The 16,701-nt window shown below is 71.0% G+C and carries 15 protein-coding genes; 10 read left to right on the forward strand and 5 right to left on the reverse strand.

Translation table 11 applies throughout. The features are described 5' to 3' along the window. Nucleotides 1-8: 8 nt before the first annotated feature. Entirely contained in the window at nucleotides 9-1,301 is a 1,293-nt protein-coding gene (locus ORI60_RS05245) for an MFS transporter (RefSeq protein ID WP_266034914.1), read from the forward strand. Here the strand turns inward: ORI60_RS05245 and ORI60_RS05250 are convergent. Beyond that, a complete protein-coding gene (locus ORI60_RS05250) occupies nucleotides 1,298-3,877 on the reverse strand; it encodes an FAD-binding and (Fe-S)-binding domain-containing protein (RefSeq protein WP_266034916.1) in 2,580 nt (859 codons plus the stop codon). The two genes, ORI60_RS05245 and ORI60_RS05250, sit on opposite strands and share 4 nt — an antisense overlap. A 108-nt stretch (nucleotides 3,878-3,985) precedes the next feature. Here ORI60_RS05250 and fabG point away from each other — a divergent pair, with 108 nt between their 5' ends. From fabG to ORI60_RS05275, 5 genes are read left to right on the forward strand one after another with little or no spacing between them, the layout of a single operon-like run. After that, nucleotides 3,986-4,690 (forward strand): beta-ketoacyl-ACP reductase, encoded by a 705-nt coding sequence (fabG, locus tag ORI60_RS05255; RefSeq protein WP_266034919.1) that lies wholly within the window; start codon nucleotides 3,986-3,988, stop codon nucleotides 4,688-4,690. A 49-nt stretch (nucleotides 4,691-4,739) separates the two neighbouring features. Continuing rightward, nucleotides 4,740-5,507 (forward strand): enoyl-ACP reductase FabI, encoded by a 768-nt coding sequence (gene fabI, locus ORI60_RS05260; protein ID WP_089912176.1) that lies wholly within the window; start codon nucleotides 4,740-4,742, stop codon nucleotides 5,505-5,507. A gap of 52 nt (nucleotides 5,508-5,559) precedes the next feature. Continuing rightward, nucleotides 5,560-6,585: a ferrochelatase gene (locus ORI60_RS05265; protein ID WP_266034924.1), complete on the forward strand. Its 1,026-nt coding sequence runs from the start codon at nucleotides 5,560-5,562 to the stop codon at nucleotides 6,583-6,585. A 34-nt stretch (nucleotides 6,586-6,619) separates the two neighbouring features. Continuing rightward, nucleotides 6,620-7,342, forward strand: coding sequence for an ABC transporter ATP-binding protein (locus ORI60_RS05270; protein WP_266034927.1), 723 nt, complete (start codon nucleotides 6,620-6,622; stop codon nucleotides 7,340-7,342). Further along, nucleotides 7,339-8,073: an ABC transporter permease gene (locus tag ORI60_RS05275; protein WP_266034930.1), complete on the forward strand. Its 735-nt coding sequence runs from the start codon at nucleotides 7,339-7,341 to the stop codon at nucleotides 8,071-8,073. Before ORI60_RS05270 ends, ORI60_RS05275 begins: the two co-directional genes overlap by 4 nt. Here the strand turns inward: ORI60_RS05275 and ORI60_RS05280 are convergent, their stop codons facing one another. The 4 genes from ORI60_RS05280 to ORI60_RS05295 form a co-directional block, all read right to left on the reverse strand. Continuing rightward, complete coding sequence (locus tag ORI60_RS05280) at nucleotides 8,074-9,399, reverse strand: extracellular solute-binding protein (protein WP_266034933.1); 1,326 nt, start codon at nucleotides 9,397-9,399, stop codon at nucleotides 8,074-8,076. After that, a complete protein-coding gene (locus tag ORI60_RS05285; protein ID WP_266034935.1) occupies nucleotides 9,396-11,198 on the reverse strand; it encodes a vWA domain-containing protein in 1,803 nt (600 codons plus the stop codon). Before ORI60_RS05285 ends, ORI60_RS05280 begins: the two co-directional genes overlap by 4 nt. Nucleotides 11,199-11,360: 162 nt before the next feature. Beyond that, nucleotides 11,361-12,158, reverse strand: coding sequence for a hypothetical protein (locus tag ORI60_RS05290; protein ID WP_266034937.1), 798 nt, complete (start codon nucleotides 12,156-12,158; stop codon nucleotides 11,361-11,363). Nucleotides 12,159-12,218: 60 nt separating this feature from the next. After that, on the reverse strand, nucleotides 12,219-12,644 hold the full coding sequence (locus ORI60_RS05295) for a YcxB family protein (RefSeq protein ID WP_266034939.1): 426 nt from the start codon (nucleotides 12,642-12,644) through the stop codon (nucleotides 12,219-12,221). Nucleotides 12,645-12,754: 110 nt separating this feature from the next. Between ORI60_RS05295 and ORI60_RS05300 the strand changes: the two genes are divergently transcribed. The 4 genes from ORI60_RS05300 to ORI60_RS05315 are packed head-to-tail and all read left to right on the forward strand — an operon-like array spanning nucleotide 12,755 to nucleotide 16,635. Continuing rightward, nucleotides 12,755-12,997 carry a hypothetical protein gene (locus tag ORI60_RS05300; protein ID WP_266034942.1) on the forward strand — a complete coding sequence of 81 codons (243 nt, stop codon included), beginning with the start codon at nucleotides 12,755-12,757 and terminating at the stop codon, nucleotides 12,995-12,997. 10 nt (nucleotides 12,998-13,007) lie between these two features. Beyond that, the gene (locus tag ORI60_RS05305) at nucleotides 13,008-14,399 is read left to right on the forward strand and encodes a sigma 54-interacting transcriptional regulator (protein ID WP_266034945.1); all 1,392 of its coding nucleotides are present in this window, start codon (nucleotides 13,008-13,010) and stop codon (nucleotides 14,397-14,399) included. Further along, complete coding sequence (locus ORI60_RS05310) at nucleotides 14,396-16,324, forward strand: vWA domain-containing protein (protein WP_266034947.1); 1,929 nt, start codon at nucleotides 14,396-14,398, stop codon at nucleotides 16,322-16,324. The genes ORI60_RS05305 and ORI60_RS05310 overlap by 4 nt, the downstream gene beginning before the upstream one ends. Next, nucleotides 16,324-16,635, forward strand: coding sequence for a hypothetical protein (locus tag ORI60_RS05315; RefSeq protein WP_266034949.1), 312 nt, complete (start codon nucleotides 16,324-16,326; stop codon nucleotides 16,633-16,635). The genes ORI60_RS05310 and ORI60_RS05315 overlap by 1 nt, the downstream gene beginning before the upstream one ends. Nucleotides 16,636-16,701 lie beyond the last annotated feature (66 nt).

Consider the following 16,701-nt stretch of genomic DNA (forward strand, 5'->3'; position numbering starts at 1 on the left):
TGTCCGGCATGACAGTCGTTCAGGAGAAGAGCAGCGAGCGCCGGGTCGTGGCGAACGTGCTGCGCGGGTCGGTCGGGAACTTGATCGAGTGGTACGACTGGTACGCCTACACCGCGTTCAGCATCTACTTCGCGGCCGCGTTCTTCCCCAAGGGCGACCAGACCGCGCAGCTGCTCAACACCGCCGCCGTGTTCGCCGTCGGCTTCCTCATGCGGCCGCTGGGCGGCTGGTTGCTCGGCCGGTACGCCGACCGGCGCGGACGCCGTGCGGCGCTGACGTTGTCGGTCACGCTGATGGCCGCGGGTTCACTGATCATCGCGCTGACGCCGTCGTACGCGTCGATCGGTGTCGCCGCACCGGTGCTGCTGGTGCTCGCCCGGTTGCTGCAGGGCCTGTCGGTCGGCGGTGAGTACGCGACCTCGGCGACCTATCTGTCCGAAGTGGCCTCTCCCGCCCGGCGCGGCTTCTACTCCAGCTTCCAGTACGTGACCCTGACGGCCGGTCAGCTCGTGGCGCTGGGCGTGCAGATCGTGTTGCAGCAGTTCCTCTCCAGGACCGAGATGATGGAGTGGGGCTGGCGGATCGCGTTCGTCATCGGCGCGACCGGGGCTGTCGTCGTGATGTGGCTTCGGCGTGGCATGGACGAGTCGGCGAACTTCGAGAAGCAGAAGGAGAGCGCCGACGAGAAGGGCACCTTCAGGGCGTTGCTCAAGCACCCCAAGGAATGCCTGCTCGTCGTGGGCCTGACGCTCGGCGGCACGGTCGCGTTCTACACGTTCACGACCTACCTGCAGAAGTTCATGGTGAACACGAGCAAGATCGACGCCGCGACGGTCAGCTGGATCAACTTCGCCGCGCTGCTGGTGTTCGTGGTGCTGCAGCCGGTCGCGGGCGCGTTGTCGGACCGGATCGGGCGCCGCCCGCTGCTGCTCGGGTTCGGCGTGCTGGGCACGCTGGCGACCGTGCCGCTGCTGTCGACGCTCGCGAAGACCTCCGAGGCGTTCCCGGCGTTCCTGCTGATGCTCGGCGGCCTGGTGATCGTCACCGGGTACACGTCGATCAACGCGATCGTGAAGGCCGAGCTGTTCCCGACCAACATCCGCGCGCTCGGTGTGGGCCTGCCGTACGCGCTGACCGTGGCGATCTTCGGCGGCACGGCCGAGTACGTGGCGCTGTGGTTCAAGCAGGCCGGCATGGAGTCGGTGTTCTTCTACTACGTCGCCGGGTGCGTGCTGATCTCCTTGCTGGTCTACGGGTTCATGCGCGAGACGTCGAAGGACTCCGTGCTGGACCGCGACTAGCCGACTACACCCAGGCGGGCCGCCAGCGCGGTCGCCAGGTGGACCGGTTCGCGTTCGGTCGTGTGGCGGATCTGCGTGCGGCAGCTGAAGCCGTCCGCGATCACGAGCGCGTCCTCGTTGTCCCGCAACGCGGGCAGCAGGTCCTGCTCGGCGCACGCGATCGACACGTCGTAGTGGCCCTTCTCGAAACCGAAGTTGCCCGCGAGTCCGCAGCAGCCCTCGACCACCGTCGGCTGCAGACCTGTCCTGGCCATGGCCTCGCGGTCCGGGTCGAAGCCCAGTTCCGCGTACTGGTGGCAGTGCGTCTGCACGACGGCCTCGCGCGTGCCCTCCACCTCGGGCAGCCTCGGCGCGACGTGCTCGGCGAACGTCCGCGTGGCGCGCGCCAGCGCCTGGACGGCGGGGTCGGCGGACAGCTTCAGCGCCTCCACGCGGAGGAACGCCGTGCAGCTCGGTTCCAGGCCGATCACCGGAACGCCCCGGCTCGTCCACGGGAGCAGCGCCCGCGCGGTGCGTTCGACCACGCGGCGAGCCCTGGCGAGCTGGCCGGTCGAGTGCCAGGTCAGTCCACAGCAGACGTTCGCGGACGGCACCTCGACGTGGTTTCCCAGGTGTGCCAGCACGTTCGCGGCGTCGAGACCGATGCCCGGCTCGAAGAAGTTCGTGAACGTGTCGGGGAACAGCAGCACCGGATCACCCTCGCCGAGAGGGTGCAGCTGACGGACCAGGGGAGTGGTCCGGCGCGGCAGCTCGCGTTCCGGTGTGATGCCCGCGAACCGGCCGAGACGGGCCGTGAACCTGTTGACCAGACCGTACTTCAGCCACGTCGGCAGCCAGCCCATGGCGTAGTGCGAACGCGGCCTGATCCGGCCCTTGTAGTGCTCGTGCAGGAACTCGGCCTTGTAGCTCGCCATGTCGACGTCGACCGGGCAGTCGCGCTTGCAGCCCTTGCACCCCAGGCAGAGGTCGAGGGCCTCCGCGACCTCCGGCGACCGCCAGCCGCCCTGGACCACCTCACCGTTGAGCATCTCGAACAGCAGGTGCGCGCGGCCTCGCGTGGAATGCTTCTCCTCCTTGGTCACGCGGTAGCTCGGGCACATCACGCCGCCCTTGGTGTTCAGGCACTTGCCGACGCCGACGCACCTGCGCGTGTCGCTCGCGAACTCCGCGCGGGTCGGGATCCTCGGTGGCGCGACGAGGACCCGCAAGTCGTCGTCGAGCTTCAGCGGCTCCACGATCCGGCCGGGGTTGAGCAGGTTCCGCGGATCGAACGCGCGCTTGAACTCGCCGAACGCCCTGATCGCCGCGGGCGGGTACATCCGGCCGAGCAGCTCGGACCGCGCCTGGCCGTCGCCGTGCTCGCCCGAGAGGCTGCCGCCGTGGCTGACGACCAGGTCGGCGGCGTCCTGCAGGAACTCGCGGTACCCGCGGGCCAGGTCGAAGTCGATGCGGACGTGCAGGCACCCCTCGCCGTAGTGGCCGTAGGTGATGCCACGCCGCCCGTACCTGGTCAGCAGCTGGTCGAACTCGCGCAGGTAGGTGCCGAGCCGCTCCGGCGGGACGGCCGCGTCCTCCCAGCCCGACCACGCCTCGCTGCCGTCGGCCATGCGCGTGGCGAGCCCGGCGCCGTCCTCGCGGATCCGCCACAGGGCGCGCTGGTGGACCGGGTCGTGGATGATCATCGAGTTCCTGCTGATCCTGGCGACCCGCTCGGGGTTGTCCTCGACCTCGACGAACAGCCAGCTGCGACCTTCCGGCAGGTCGGGGCGGGTCCGCACGCTGTGCACCAGCGCCTCGTTCAGGCCCTCGATCGCGAGTGCGTCCTCGATCTGGGTGACCTGGTCGGCGGCTTCGTAGGTGTCCGCGAACCCGAGCACGACCAGGACGCGGCGTTCCGGCCTGCGCACCAGTTTCAGCTCGGCGCCCAGCAGCACGACACAGGTGCCCTCGGTGCCGACCAGCTGCTGCGTCAGCGTGGGGGCGTCCAGCGCGTACCCGCTGACGCGGCGGCTGAGCTGGGGAAACCACGCCGGGTCGTGCGCGGGCAGGGCCAGTTCCGGCGGGTTCGTGGTGTCGAACGTGCGGCCGTCGACGGTGAGGACGCTCAGGTTCGTGACGTTCTCGCTGGTCTTGCCCCACCTCACCGAGTGCGCGCCGCACGCGTTGTTGCCGATCATCCCGCCGATCGTGCAGCGCGAGTGCGTCGACGGGTCCGGGCCGAACAGGTGGTCGCCGGCCTGGGCGTTGATCTTGTCGAGCACCGCTCCCGGCTGGACCAGCGCCCGGTCGCCGGAGATCTCGAACGCGGTCAGGTACCGGCTGAAGTCGATCACCATGCCGGTGCCGCACGCGTTGCCCGCGATGGACGTCCCGGCGCCCCGGCTGGTGATCGGCACGCCCTGCCCGGCGGCGATCGCGACCGCCGTCACCACGGCCTCCGTCGTGCGCGGGCGGACGACCACCCGCGGCACGTGCCGGTAGTTCGACGCGTCCGCCGAGTACAGGGCCCGGCTCGCCGGGTCGTCCAGGACGTCACCGTCCACCTGGCGCCGGAGCTGATCGAGAAAGGCCCGCATCACCCGATCATGCCCGGCTGGATGTGACATGGCTCCGCCGATGCCGGACTACCTGCCGGTAGCCGATAGCCTCACCCGGTCAACCAGCAGCGATTCTCAGGAGAGCTAGTGAGTCGGTCCGTTCTGGTCACCGGAGGCAACCGCGGCATCGGCCTCGCGATCGCGCAGGCGTTCGCGGCGCAGGGCGACAAGGTCGCGGTGACGCACCGCGGGTCCGGCGCTCCCGAAGGTCTGCTCGGCGTGAAGTGCGACGTGACGAACTCCGAGGAGATCGACGCCGCCTTCACCGAGGTCGAGGCCGCCCACGGTCCCGTCGAGGTGCTCGTCTGCAACGCGGGCATGACGCAGGACACGCTGCTGCTGCGCATGAGCGAGGAGCAGTTCACCCAGGTCGTCGACGCGAACCTGACCGGCGCGTTCCGCTTCGCCCAGCGCGCCTCGCGCGGCATGCTGCGCAAGAAGTTCGGCCGCATCGTCTTCATCTCGTCCGTCGTGGGCCTGACCGGTGGCGCCGGCCAGGTGAACTACGCCGCCTCCAAGGCCGGCATGGTCGGCATGGCGCGCTCGATCGCGCTGGAGCTCGGCTCGCGCAACATCACCGCGAACGTCATCGCGCCCGGCTTCATCACCACGGACATGACCGCGGAGCTGCCCGAGGCCGTCCGCGAGGCGGCGCTCAAGCAGATCCCGGCCGGCCGATACGGTGCGGCCGAAGAGATCGCGCGCGCCGTCACGTTCCTCGCGGCGAACGAGGCGGGCTACATCAACGGTGCCGTGCTGCCGGTCGACGGCGGCCTCGGCATGGGCCACTGACTTTCACGAACCACGGCTGGTTTCCCGTACTGCGAAAGGGTTGGATCAAGTGACCGGACTGCTCGAAGGCAAGCGACTGCTGATCACCGGTGTGATCACCGACGCGTCGATCGCCTTCCACGTCGCACGCGTCGCCCAGGAGCAGGGCGCCGAGGTCGTGCTGACCGGGTTCGGCCGGATGAGCCTCGTGCAGCGCATCGCCCAGCGCCTGCCCAAGCCCGCCCCCGTCGTCGAGCTCGACGTGCAGAACCAGGAGCACCTCGACACGCTCGCCGACCGGGTGCGCGAACACGTCGACGGTCTCGACGGCGTCGTGCACGCCATCGGATTCGCCCCGCAGAGCTGCCTCGGCGCCCCGTTCATGGACGCGCCGTGGGAGGACGTCTCCGTGGCGATGCACGTCTCCGCGTACTCGTACAAGGCGCTCGTGCAGGCCGTCCGCCCGTTGCTGTCGCACGGTTCCTCGGTCGTCGGCCTCGACTTCGACGCCCGCCAGGCGTGGCCCGCCTACAACTGGATGGGCGCGGCGAAGGCGGCGTTCGAGTCGATCAACCGCTACATGGCGCGCGACCTCGGCCCGGACGGCATCCGCGTGAACCTGATCTCCGCCGGCCCGGTGCGCACCATGGCCGCGAAGTCCATCCCGGGCTTCGGCGAGCTGGAGAAGATGTGGGGCGAGAAGGCTCCGCTGAGCTGGGACGTCGACGACCCCACGCCGGTCGCGAAGTCGGTCTGCGGCCTGCTCTCCGACTGGTTCCCGGCCACCACGGGCTCGATGGTGTTCGTCGACGGCGGCGTGCACTTCCTCGGTCTCTGACGTCACATCTGTTCGTCATGTGAGGCGTTCGGGCGTCTGATTGGATGGAGCGGTGAGTTTCGATGCGCTGCTCTGGCTGTCGTTCGGCGGCCCAGAAGGTCCTGAGGACGTCCGTCCCTTCCTGGAGAACGTGGTACGCGGACGTGGCGTGCCGCCGGAGCGGCTGGACGAGGTCGAGGCCCACTACCAGCACTTCGGCGGCGTGTCGCCGATCAACCGCCTGAACCTCGAAGCCATCGACGCCGTGCGGGCCCGCGGCTTCGAGCTGCCGATCTACTTCGGCAACCGCAACTGGCACCCGATGGCCGAGGACGTAGTCGCGCAGATGAAGGCCGACGGCGTGAAGCGCGCATTGGTGTTCCCCACGAGCGCGTACGGCGGCTACTCCGCGTGCCGGCAGTACGACGAGGACATCGTGCGTGCGCTGCAGGCCGTGCCGGACGGCCCGGAACTCGTGAAGCTGCGCCAGTTCTTCGACCACCCGCTCTTCATCTCCTCCTTCGCCGACGGGGTGCGCGCCGCGGCCGCGTCGTTGTCCGGCCCGTACCGCCTGGTGTTCACCGCGCACTCGGTGCCGGTGTCCGCCGACAAGGCCGCCGGGCCGCCCTCGGAAGGCGGGTACCGCTACTCGCGCCAGGTCGTCGAGGCCTCCCGGCTCGTGGCCGCGGAGCTGGGCGTCACCGAGTACGACGTCGTGTGGCAGTCGCGCTCGGGCCCGCCGCAGATCCCGTGGCTGGAGCCGGACGTCGTCGACCACATCGACGCCCTGCACGCCAAGGGCGTCACCGGGGTCGTGGTGTGCCCGATCGGTTTCGTGTCCGACCACCTCGAAGTGGTGTGGGACCTCGACACCGAGGCGCGGGACCGCGCTCTGGAGCTCGGCATGGAGTTCGCCCGCGCCGCCACGCCGAACGGGGATCCCCGCTTCGCCGAGCTCGTGACCGAGCTGGTCGCGGAGCACACGTCCGGTGCGCCCGTGCGGAAGCTGTCCTCGTTCGTGGTCGCGGGGTGCACGGTGAACGGTGCGCCGTGCGCGCCGTTGTGTTGCGAACCGGCCAAGAGGCCCGCCCGCACCTAGACAGTGCTTTTTCAACGGGTGCAGAATTGGTCTCATGACCAGTTCCGCGGCCGTCGAGGTCACCGGGCTCCGGGTGAGCCGGGGCAAGCGTCTGGTCCTGCGGGACGTGAGCTGCACGATCCTGCGGGGCAGTGTCACCGGGCTGCTCGGCCCGTCCGGCTGCGGCAAGACGACGCTGATGCGCTCGGTCGTCGGTGTGCAGATCGTGGAGTCCGGCGAGGTGACGGTGCTCGGTGCGCCCGCCGGCAGTCCCGGGCTGCGGAACCGGATCGGGTACGCGACCCAGAACCCCGCTGTCTACGCCGACCTCAGCGTGGCCGAGAACATCCGCTACTTCTGCGCCGTGCTGGGAGCGCCCAGGTCCGAAGTGCCGCGCGTGATCGACGAGGTCGGGCTCGGTGGGCACGAGTCCCAGCTCGTGTCGTCGTTGTCGGGCGGTGAGCTGTCGCGGACGAGCCTCGCGGTCGCGTTGCTCGGCAAGCCCGAGTTGCTGGTGCTGGACGAACCGACCGTCGGCCTCGACCCGTTGCTGCGCGACGAGCTGTGGACGTTGTTCCGGGAGCTCGCCGATCGTGGCGTCACGCTGCTCGTCTCCAGCCACGTCATGGACGAGGCCGCGCGCTGCGAGCGGTTGCTGCTGATGCGCGACGGCGCCCTGCTGGCCGACGACACCCCGGCCGCTCTCCTGTCGCGGACCGGCGCCGGCGACCTGGAGCAGGCGTTCCTGTGGCTGGTCCGGGCGAGGGAGGCAGCGTGAACACCTCGGTCCTGCTGGCCACGACCGCGCGGATCCTCACCCAGTTCCGCCACGACCGCCGCACCGTGGCGCTGATGGTGCTCATGCCGTCGCTGCTGCTGGTCCTGCTGCGGTTCGTCTTCAACTCGGACCAGGCCTTCAGCCGCGCCGCACCGGCCCTGCTGGCGGTCTTCCCGTTCGCGATCATGTTCATCGTCACGTCGATCACGACCCTGCGCGAGCGCACCACGGGCACGCTCGAACGACTCATGACGATGCCGATGGGCAAGCTGGACCTGTTGTTCGGCTACGCGCTGGCGTTCGGGATCGTGGCTCTCGTCCAGGTGCTGGTCGCGGTCGGCATCTCGCTGACGTGGCTCGGCCTGGAGATCGGTGGCTCGGTGTGGCTGCTCGTGGCCATCGCGGGACTGGACGCGTTGCTGGGAACGGCGCTGGGCCTGTTCGCGAGCGCCTTCGCGCGCACCGAGTTCCAGGCCGTGCAGTTCATGCCGTTGTTCGTGATGCCGCAGGTGTTGCTGTGCGGGTTGTTCGCGCCCCGGGAGGCGATGACGCCCGTGCTGGAGTGGCTGTCGAACGTCATGCCGCTCTCGTACGCGGTTGACGCGCTCACGGCCGTGACGACGTCGTCCGACATCACGGGTGAACTGGTGCGCAACCTCGCGGTCGTGGCGGCGTGCGGACTCCTGGCGCTGGTGCTGGGCGCGGTGACGTTGCGCAGGCGTACGCCCTGATCACCGGCCCTGCAGGGCCGCGGTCAGCGACTCCTCGGCGTTGGCGGGCAGGGCGCCGTCGTGGTCGAGGGCGTAGCGGACGATGGCGCGGAACTCGTCGCTGAAGCGCGAGTAGTACGGCGTGACCGGGCGCAACCGGGCGTCCTCGATCGCTTTCAGCAGTGTGCGGGCGTAGGGGTACTCCCTGGCGATCCGGCTGTCCTGGTAGACGATGCCGCGGGTGGCGGCGAGGCCTCCCCGTTCGAAGAGGAGCTGCTGGCTGCGGGGGCCGGTGAGGAACTCGATGAGTGCCTGGGCGGCGCGCGGTTTCGTGGACTTCGCGGAGATGGCGAGGTTCTGGCCGCCCAGCACGCTCGGGCCGGGCAGCTGCGCTACCTCGAAGTCGATGCCGGGACGGCCTGCGGACTCGGTGCGGTTGCCCTCCAGGACGCGGTGGGCCACGGGCCAGTTGCGCATGAAGGCGATCTTGCCGTCGCGGAACGCCTGGGTGGTGAGCTCCTCGCTCTGCGAGCGGGATTCGGGCAGCACCACGGGCTTCTCGCCCTTGAGGCCGTCGGCGAGCCAGCGCAGGGCGCGGCGGGTGCGGTCGGAGTCGATCACGACCTTGCCGGTGTCGTCGACCACGTCGCCCTTCTCCGCCCAGATCAGTTCCAGGGCGTTCACGGTGAGGCCCTCGTAGTCGAGCAGCTGACCGGCGTAGCCCGCGGTGAGGCGGGCGTCCTGCGCCGCCCGCAGCGCGCGGGTGGAGGTGTCGGCGATGTCGTCGAGGCCGAGAGGTTCGTCCTGGACGAGGTCCTTGCGGTAGAAGAGCAGTCCCGCGTCCGTGTTGAACGGCAGTGCCCACAGGACACCCTGGTAGCGGCAGCTCTCCAGCGGCCGGCGCAGGAAGCCGCTGGTGTCCACAGCGGACAGCGGGCGCAGGTAGCCGGACTGGGCGAACTCCGCGGTCCAGGTGACGTCGAGGTTGTAGACGTCCGCGTTCTCCGCCTTCTCCCTCGCCCGTGCGACCATCTCGCTGCGCTGGCCGTCCGCCTCCGTCGGCAGCTCGACGATTTCCGCGGGCTGTTCGGGGTGTTCGGAGTTCCACTGGTTGATCAACGCGCGCCGCTGGCCGCCGTCGCTCTGGTCGCGGCCGCTGAGCACGACGAGCTTGCCCTTCTCCCACTCGGTCGACTCGCGGAAGAGCGGCTGGATGCCGCTGGTGAACAGGATCGTCAGCACGACGCCGACGGCCACGCCCATCGCGAGCCACGACCGGTTCGCCCACACCACGCCGGGCGGGCCCAGCCTCGGCAGAGCCGCCCACGTGCGCCGCAACCACCTCATCCGGTGCCTCCCCACACCCGGCGGAACAACGCCGCCAGGTCGTCGCCGAGCGTGTCCGTGGTCGAGTCGCGGCACTCGCCGCCGGACGCGTCCGTGATCGAGGTCAGCGCGTGCGCCGCACAGCTGGCCTCGCCGACGGCGATCACGAACACCCGGATCCCCTTCTGCCGCACCGCGTTCACCACGTCCTGCCGGGTCTGCGCGCTCGTCGTGTCCTCGCCGTCGGTCAGGGCGATCACCGCGCTCACGTGGTCGGCGTCGTCGGCGCCGACCCGGTCGAGGCTGTCGAGGATCGCCTGGTGCAGCGGCGTGCCGCCGGAGGGCCGCACCGCGGTCAGCGCGGCGGACGTGGCCTCCTTGTCCCGCCTGCCGAGCGGGATGAGCGGCCGGACCGCGGTGTCGCTGAACACCGACAGGCCGTACGTGTCCCTGGCGCCCATCTGCGTGAGCGCCTTGCGGACACCCTCGACCGCCACGGCGAACCGCTGCTCACCGGTGGCCGTCGGCTCGGCCATCGACCCGGACGCGTCGAGCGTCAGCCAGACCCGGCCGTCCCTTTTCGCCTGTTCGTACTTCTTGAGGAACGCGGCCTGGGCCTCCTCGTCCGGTGCCGCCTCGGCCCGGTCGAGCGCCAGACCCGCCCGCACCCCCAGCTCCTCGCGGAACTCGGCCCCCGCGGCCTGCCCTGCGGGACGCAAGCCGGCGGCGTTGAGCGCCGTCATGCCCTCCTGCGTGCCGAGCCACGCCTGGAACGCCGACGCGGGCCCTCGGGCGGCGAGGTTCGACACGCCCTGCGCGTCCCACTCGACGAGGTTCAGCGGGTAGTCGGCGCGGTAGGTGTCCGACGGGTACAGCGCGGTGAGGCACGGCTTCTCCGCGCAGCTGGTCTTGTTGTGCCGCAACAGGACCTGCTCGGTCGTGATCATCGCGGAGCCCGGCTGCGGCCGGTCGGCCTCCGTGACCCTGCGCTCGACGACGGCCGGTTCGAGCGAGTCGTACAGCGCCGCCGAGGCGAGCCTGCCGTCGATCGCCGTCAGCGGGTTCGGCCTGCCGATCGCGATCCCGGTCCTGCCGACCTTGGTCAGCAGGTCGCCCCAGTTCTCGGGGGAGCTGGAGACGACGTCCTGCGCGATCTGAGCGGGCACGGCGAGCACGACGGGCGAGAACGCGACCGACTCGCCCGGCTTGACGCGCACCGCCGACCCGATGCCGCCGGTGCGGCGCACCACCTCGTTCGTCTCCGCGGTCGAGTCCGGCAGCCACACGTCCGGGTGCGGCCCGATCTCCCGCAGGTCCTGCGACGACCACGAGGCCCGCAGCGCGAGCGCGCCCTTGTTGCCCGGTGCGGAGAACACGTAGAGCCGCGCCGTGCGGCACCCGTGGTTCGCCGCCGCCGTGTGCTGTTCGAACCTCCGCGCCACCTCACCGATCGCGGGCGCCGCGTCCCGCGACGTCAGGACCCGCACCTCGGTCGGTTGTGGACAGCCGAGCAGCAGCACCCGCCCGTACGCGATCACCGGCGGCGCCGCGACCGCGAGGAGCCCTGCCGCGACCACCAGCACGGCCGTGAACACCACCCAGCGCAACCGGATGCGTTTGAGCAGCTGGTTCAACCGGTCGATCGCGGACGCGGACAGCACCAGGAGAGTCGCGCCGATGCCGTAGAGCACCCACGACTGCCAGGTCGAGAGCGCACCGGTGGCCGTCTCGGAGAGCAGGTGCCCGGCGACCGCCGTCAGCATGAGGGCGCCCGCGTACCTGGGCGCTGTGCTCGACCGGCGCTGGTCGACGTCCTCCATTCCGCGTCCTCCCCGATCGGCACCCTATGCGGGGGCACCGACAGTTCTGGGGGAGTTGCCTTCTCAGGCGGGGGTCGCGGGCGGAGAACCACTCGTTTGGGCCAGTGGTCGTCCAGTGATCACGACGAGGTCTTCTCCGCGCTGGTGGGCGGCGTGGCCGCGTCAGTGCCTGCCCGCGCCGCTGTCCGCCAGGACGCGCACCGCCTCGTCGACCGCCGCGCACCGTGCGCGGCGCACGGCTTCGGAGACCGGGCGCAGTGCCTCGGTGCGGGCGGTGATGGCCGACGCCGACAGCGCGCCGCCGGGGGAGTCGGCGCTGGCCACGGACACGATCGCGGCCACCTCCGCGGCCCGTTGCAGCACCCGGAGCGCCCGCGGTGGCATCGCGTCCGGCCACGGCAGCGTGGAGTTCTCGGCCGCGAGGTCGGCGATCTCCTTGCGGACGTTCGGGCGGTGCTTGGCCACGTCCAGCGTCGCCAGCGCCGCCGTCGCCTCGCGCAGTGCCGCGCCCAGGCCGTGCTCGGCCTCGCCGATCGGGATGTGTTCGAGGCCGTTGGACGACGGCAGGTCGAACACCGTCCAGCGCATCACGCCGTCGGCCACGATCTTCGGCACGAGCCCGATGTGCACGGACGGGACGACGAGCGCCTCACCGGAGCGCAACGCGCACGTCGAGAGGGGGCCCTTGCCGCCAAGACCTCGTACGTCGCCCGGTACCGGCAGCACCAGCCGGGCGGAGGTGGCTCCCGCGCGCCGCAGGGCGGCCAGCAGCAGGGCGGGGCCCACGGGGGCCTCGTCGGGACCGGGGAGGTCGAGCGCCGTGGCGGTGCCGTCGTCGTCGGCCACCACCTCGTGCTGCTCGGCCCACGTGTGCAGGGCGTCGAGGACGTCGTCGGCGGCGGCTAGACCGTGCAGCCAGCCCGACGTCCACACGACCAGCGTGGCACTTGCACAGGACACCCGACGAGATTACGTTGCCGGACCCCGGGAGCCCCACCCGGTGTGCCCGATCCGAGACAGCTACTTCGCCGGACCGATGTGCTCCTCGAGCAGCGACCGGAACGACGTCAGGTCCTCATCGGACGCGAAGGCCCGGTGTGGCACGGACAGCGACGCCGCGCCCTCGTCCAGCGTCTCCAGGACGAAGCCCTGCCGCGTCTCGGTCCAGCCCGGCAGCTCCTCCCAGGCGATGTCCTCGCGCACCGCGTTGCCCACGGCCATCCGGAACGAACGGGCGTCGGCGCTGCCGACGACGGTGCGGCTGATCATCTCGTCGGACGTGAAGCGCCACCACACCGCGACCGGCTCCATGAAGCCGATGACCAGCGCGCACACCAAGCCGAAGAGCGCCACGAACAGCGTGTCCTCGAAGCCCAGCAGCAGCACGAGCGAGAACGCCGCGAGCACGAGCGCGAACCACGGCGCCCACCTGAACATCGGCACCATCGCGCGCAGGCTGGCCCGCCAGTCGGCGGGTGACGGGGCCCATCTGAAATCGACACAGTTGCTCATAACGCCTCGCATTGTGCTGCACGGTGCCCGCCCGCATCCGGGGGATGACGAAAGCACCCGGGCCGCCCGGCATCCAGTTCGCTCAAGGAGAACAGGCGCACGGCGCCGCGACGTGCCTGCTGTCCACGCCGAACGTTGGACCGGTGTTCGGCGGGAGTTCCCCGTGTTTCCACGGTGTCCTCGCGCACGACCCGAAGATGTTGTGGATTCTGCTCGGCGCGGTGAACGCCGCTCGGCTTCCCCAGCTGGAGTCGCTCCACGTCGACGGGTCAGGTTCGGGTGCGTAGCGTCGTCTGCGTGACCCAGAACCTGGCCCGCACGGCGGGCGAACTGCGCGCCGCCGGGCACCTGCCGCGCGGCGTCAAGACCGAGATCAGGGAGAACCTCCTCGCGGCCCTGCGCGAAGGACGCAACCCGTGGCCCGGCATCGTCGGTTTCGACCGCACGGTGCTCCCGCAGCTCGAACGCGCGCTGCTCGCCGGCCACGACGTCGTCCTGCTCGGGGAGCGCGGGCAGGGCAAGACCCGCCTGCTGCGCAGCCTGATCTCGTTGCTCGACGAGTGGACGCCCGTCATCGAGGGCTCCGAGCTGGGTGAACACCCGCTCGACCCGATCACGCCGGAGTCGAAGCGCCGTGCCGCCGAGCTCGGCGACGACCTGCCGGTGGTGTGGCGGCACCGCGACGAGCGCTACGCGGAGAAGCTCGCCACGCCCGACACGTCCGTGGGTGACCTCGTCGGCGACGTCGACCCGGTGAAGGTCGCCGAAGGGCGTTCGCTCGGCGACCCGGAGACCATCCACTACGGCATGCTCCCGCGCGCCCACCGCGGCATCATCGCCATCAACGAGCTGCCCGACCTGGCCGAACGCATCCAGGTGTCGTTGCTCAACGTCATGGAGGAGCGCGACATCCAGGTCCGCGGCTACACGCTGCGGCTGCCGCTGGACGTGCTGCTCGTGGCGACCGCGAACCCCGAGGACTACACGAACCGCGGCCGCATCATCACGCCGCTGAAGGACCGCTTCGGCGCCGAGGTGCGCACGCACTACCCGCTGGAGATCGAGGCCGAGGTCGACCTGGTGCGCCAGGAGGCCGCCCTGGTCGCCGAGGTGGGCGACCACCTGCTGGAGATCATCGCCCGGTTCGTCCGGCACCTGCGCGAGTCGTCGTCGATCGACCAGCGCTCCGGTGTCTCGGCCCGGTTCGCGGTCGCGGCGGCGGAGACCGTCGCTGCGTCGGCGTTGCGCCGGTCCGCGCTGATCGGGGAGACCCCGGCCATCGCCCGTCCGGTCGACCTGGAGTCGGTGCCGGACGTGCTGCGCGGCAAGCTCGAGTTCGAGGCGGGGGAGGAGGGGCGCGAGGAGGAGGTCCTGGTCCACCTGCTGCGCCGCTCGATCGCCGACACCGCGCGGGCGCGCCTGGCCGGGCTGAACCTGCGTGCGCTGGCCGAGGTCGTCTCGGACGGCCACCCCGTCGCCACGGGCGACCGCGTGCACGCCGGCGACCTGCTGGCCGCGTTGCCGGAGCTCCCGATCCTGCACGAGGTCGCGGCACGGCTGGGCGCGGGCCCGAAGGACCCCGTCGGCCGCATCGCCTCCGCCGTGGAACTGGCCCTGGAGTCGCTGTACCTGACGCGCAACCTGTCGAAGGACAACTCCTCCGACGACGACCGATCGGTGTACGGATGAGATATCGCTACGGGCGCTGGGGCGGCGGCGCCGATCCGCTGGCGCCCCCGGTCGACCTCCGCGCGGCCGTGGACGAGCTCGGCCGCGAGATCATGGAGGGCGCCTCACCGGCGTCCGCCCTGCGCGAGCTGCTGCGGCGCGGCGTCGACGGCACCCGCGGCCTCGACGACCTGACCTCGCGCCTGTGGCAGCGCCGTGCGTCGATCCAGCGCCGGCACCGCCTGGACGGCACGCTGACCGAGGTCAAGCGGTTGCTCGACCAGGCCGTCGAAGCCGAGCGCCGCACGCTGTTCCCGGACCCGTCCGACGACGCGCGCTTCCGCGAGGCCCAGCTCGACGCCCTGCCGCCGGGCACCGCCGCGGCCGTCCAGGAGCTCTCCTCCTACGACTGGCGTTCCGCCGAGGCGCGCGAGGCGTTCGAGCAGATCCGCGACCTGCTCGGCCGCGAGCTGCTGGACCAGCGCTTCCAGGGCATGAAGGAAGCACTGTCCAACGTGGACTCCGACGACGTGCGCCGGATCCAGCGCATGTTGCGGGACCTCAACTCGCTGCTGGAGGCGCACGCGTCGGGCTCACCGGACACGCCGCGCCTGTTCGACGAGTTCATGCGCAAGCACGGCGAGTTCTTCCCCGAGAAGCCCCGCAACGTCGACGAGCTCATCGACGCCCTGGCCGCCCGCTCGGCCGCCGCGCAACGCATGATGAACTCGATGACCGACGCCCAGCGCGCCGAGCTGTCCGCGTTGTCCCAGCAGGCTTTCGGCGGCATCGGGTCCCAGCTGTCCACCCTGGACTCCCTCTTGCAGCAGCTGCGGCCGGGGGAGGACTGGACGTCGTCCGCCCGCTTCCGCGGCCAGGACCCGCTGGGCCTGGGCGAGGGCGCGCAGGCGATGGCGGACCTCGCCGAGCTCGACGCGCTGGCCGAGCAGCTCTCCCAGTCGTATCCGGGCGCCCGCCTGGAGGACATCGACCTGGAGGCGCTGGAACGCCAGCTGGGCGAGTCGGCCTCCGTCGACGCCCGCCGCCTCGCGGAGCTGGAAAAGGCGCTGCGCTCCCAGAACATCGTGGAACGCGCCCCCGACGGCTCCCTGAAGCTGACGCCCAAGGCGTTGCGGCGCCTAGGCGAGACGGCTCTGCGCGGCGTGGTCGACCAGCTGCGCTCGTCGCAGGGCTCACGCGAGACCACCTCGGCCGGCGCGGCGGGCGAGCTGATCGGCTCGACGCGCCCGTGGCAGTTCGGCGACACCGAGCCCTGGGACGTGCCGCGAACCCTGCGCAACTCCGTGCTGCGCTCCGGCAGGATGTCCCTGGACGTCGTGGACCTCGAGGTCTCCGAGACCGAGCACCGCACCCGTGCGGCTGTCGCGTTGTGCGTGGACACCTCCTGGTCGATGGTGCAGGACGGCCGCTGGGTGCCGATGAAACGCACGGCTCTCGCCCTGCATCACCTCGTGCGCACCCGTTTCCGCACCGATGCCCTGCAACTGGTGACCTTCGGGCGTTATGCCGAGGCCGTGGACATCGGACAGCTGACGGCGCTGGAGGGCGTGTGGGAGCAGGGCACGAACCTGCACCACGCCCTGTTGCTGGCCGGGCGCCACGTCCGCCGCCACCCCGACGCGCAACCCGTGGTGCTGGTCGTGACCGACGGCGAACCCACCGCCCACCTCGAACCCGAGGGCGACGCGGAGTTCAACTACCCGCCGCTGCCGCGGACGCTCGCCAAGACGTTGAACGAGGTCGACGCGCTGGCCCGGCTCGGGGCGACGATCTCGGTGTTCAAGCTCGGCGACGATCCGCGACTGGCCGCCTTCGTCGACATCGTGGCCCGGCGGGGTGGTGGCCGGGTGGTGTCGGCCGACGAGGAAGGCCTCGGGGCCGCGGTGGTCAGCGACTACCTGAGGTCGCGGCGACGGCGGCGGTGATGCGCAAGTACCTCCTCGCGGTCGTGCTGAGCGGCGTGCCGTCCACCGTGCACGCTCTGATGGTGGGCGACGACGTGTTGCGCGCCACCAGGGCTGCAGGATCGTTGGTCGGCGGCGGGGTGCGTGAGGGCGTGGTCGTGCACCTCGCCGTGTCGGCGTTCTGGACGGTCGCGCTGACGCGGCTTCGAGTGCGGGGTGCCGTGGCGGGAGCCGTCGCAGGGCTGCTGATCGCCGCAGGCCGTGTCCCGGAAGTCCCGTCGGGCGGCAGTGGCGGCCGAGGGCCCCGGAGACGACACCGCCGCCCGGTATGAGGGCATCGCGGCGGCGCCGTCTCCGGGTCTCTCGCCCGCGCCTGCCACCGGACGAACTTCCTGGAC

Origin of the sequence: Lentzea sp. NEAU-D7 (assembly GCF_026242055.1) — a bacterium.
Classification (GTDB): domain Bacteria; phylum Actinomycetota; class Actinomycetes; order Mycobacteriales; family Pseudonocardiaceae; genus Lentzea.

What these genes read in the sequence shown, in the direction of transcription:
- ORI60_RS05245 (WP_266034914.1), top strand. Translation starts at nt 9, where the DNA reads ATGACAGTCGTTCAGGAGAAGAGCAGCGAGCGCCGGGTCGTGGCGAAC.
- ORI60_RS05250 (WP_266034916.1), bottom strand. Translation starts at nt 3,877, where the DNA reads ATGCGGGCCTTTCTCGATCAGCTCCGGCGCCAGGTGGACGGTGACGTC.
- ORI60_RS05270 (WP_266034927.1), top strand. Translation starts at nt 6,620, where the DNA reads ATGACCAGTTCCGCGGCCGTCGAGGTCACCGGGCTCCGGGTGAGCCGG.
- ORI60_RS05280 (WP_266034933.1), bottom strand. Translation starts at nt 9,399, where the DNA reads ATGAGGTGGTTGCGGCGCACGTGGGCGGCTCTGCCGAGGCTGGGCCCG.
- ORI60_RS05285 (WP_266034935.1), bottom strand. Translation starts at nt 11,198, where the DNA reads ATGGAGGACGTCGACCAGCGCCGGTCGAGCACAGCGCCCAGGTACGCG.
- ORI60_RS05295 (WP_266034939.1), bottom strand. Translation starts at nt 12,644, where the DNA reads ATGGTGCCGATGTTCAGGTGGGCGCCGTGGTTCGCGCTCGTGCTCGCG.
- ORI60_RS05300 (WP_266034942.1), top strand. Translation starts at nt 12,755, where the DNA reads ATGACGAAAGCACCCGGGCCGCCCGGCATCCAGTTCGCTCAAGGAGAA.
- ORI60_RS05310 (WP_266034947.1), top strand. Translation starts at nt 14,396, where the DNA reads ATGAGATATCGCTACGGGCGCTGGGGCGGCGGCGCCGATCCGCTGGCG.
- ORI60_RS05315 (WP_266034949.1), top strand. Translation starts at nt 16,324, where the DNA reads ATGCGCAAGTACCTCCTCGCGGTCGTGCTGAGCGGCGTGCCGTCCACC.